Genomic DNA, 1,786 nt, shown 5'->3' with positions numbered 1-1,786 from the left:
GACCGCTTTGGGCAGCAGCCGCTGGCGCGTGCGCTGGGCGCGGGGCCGGGCTGCATCGGCGCGCTGGCAGGCCAGGCGGTACTGCAGCAGGCTGACCTCGGCCGCCTGCACCACCGCAATAGGCAGGCGCTGCGCCTCAGGCATGGGGTGCAGGGCGCCGGTAGCGGGCAGGTTGCACTGGTCCATCAGCAGCGCTAGGCCCTGGCCCACATGCTCGGCCGTGTAGACATGGAACTGCCCGGCCTCCACCGCCTGCACCACCCGCTCGGCCAGCATCAGATGGCGCTGGTTGCGCGCGGGGATCAGCACGCCATGGCTGCCATCCAGGCCTTGCGCGGCGCAGAGGTCAAACCAGCCTTCGATCTTTTCATTGAGGCCGCCCACCGGCAGCACCTCGCCGTGCTGGTTGAGCGCGCCGGTGACGGCAATGCTCTGGCGCAGTGGCAGGCCCGACAGCGATGACAGCAGCGCATAGAGCTCGGCGCAGCTGGCCGAGTCGCCTTCGACACCGCTGTATTCCTGCTCGAACACCACCGAGGCATTGAGCGCCAGCGGCGCCAGGTGGCCAAACAAGGCGGTCAGATAGCCCTGCAAAATCAGCACGCCCTTGTCATGGATGGGGCCGGACATGGCGACCTCGCGCTCGATGTTCATCACCCCTTCCTGGCCGGCATGGGTACGCGCGCTGATGCGCACCGGCAGCCCAAAGCGGTGGTCGCCGGTGTCGATCTGCGACATGCCATTGATCTGGCCGACCTGGCTGCCGGCAAAGGAGATCAGGTGCTCGCCGTCGGTGATCGCGGCATGCAGGTCCTGCTCCATCGCGTTGTGGCGCAGGCGCTGGGCGGCCAGCGCGGCCTCCACATCGGCGGCCTGCACCAGACGGTCCTGGCCTGGTTGCTGGCCGGATTGGCGGGCGCGCTGGGCGCTTTCTAGCAGCAGGGCCTCCAACTGGTTCAAGCGGCCGCTTTGGCGCTGCTGGTCATCGGCCTCCCGGTGGGATTGCTCCAGCAGCCGGGCCACCGCGCCGGCGTCGCAGTGCGGCATCTGGTAGAGCTTGCAGCGCTGCGCCATCAGCGCCGCAGTGGCGCGGTAGGTGGCGAGCGAGGCCTGGAACTGCTCGGCAAAATCGACCTTGACGCGAAAGCGCCGGGCCATGTCCGGGTCGCTCTCCTGCAGCTGGTAATAGGCCTCTTCGGAGCCGACCAGCACCAGCTTGAAGTTCAGCGCCAAGAGCTCGGGCAGCATCGCGCCGCTGCTGCTGGGGCCTTGGGCGGCATGGGCATCCTCAATGCGCAGCTGGCGCGTGCGCAGCACCCGGCGCAGCGCCTGCCAGCTGTCTTCGTCGCCCAGCAGGTCGCGCAGGTGCAGCATCAAAAAGCCGCCATCGGCGCGCAGCACACTGCCCGCGCGGATGCAGGAGAAATCGCTGCGGCGCTCGTCGTCTTCCGGCGGGTCGATGGTGCCAAACAGGTTGCGCAGGCTGGGCTGGTCCTCCAGCACCACGGGGGCATGGGCCTCGCCATGGTGGTCCACGATCAGGTTGAGCTGGCTGAGCGCGCGCAGCGCCTTGCGCTTGGCCTCCAGCAGGGCGCGGGCATCGTCGCGTGCGTCCTGGCTTTCGCCTTCGCCCTCGATGCTGTCGGTCTGGTCAAGCAGCGCATCAGCATCCTGCGCAATGCTGCCCGGCACCCACAGCGCCATGTTCTTGAGCCACTCGGCCTGCATCTGCGACAGCCAGCGCTGCAAGGTGGCCCCATGCTCGGCACTGGGCGTCAGGCCTTCG

Annotated in this window: 1 protein-coding gene; it reads right to left on the bottom strand. The window is 68.6% G+C overall.

Going from position 1 to position 1,786, the window contains the following annotated elements; genetic code table 11:
- Positions 1-1,786, bottom strand: a 1,786-nt coding sequence (locus H928_RS28835) for an AAA family ATPase (protein WP_148293229.1), incomplete at both ends; no start/stop codon positions are given.

Source organism: Comamonas sp. B-9 (assembly GCF_000410635.1).
Classification (GTDB): domain Bacteria; phylum Pseudomonadota; class Gammaproteobacteria; order Burkholderiales; family Burkholderiaceae_C; genus Comamonas.
This window is presented reverse-complemented; position numbering and strand designations above follow the sequence as displayed.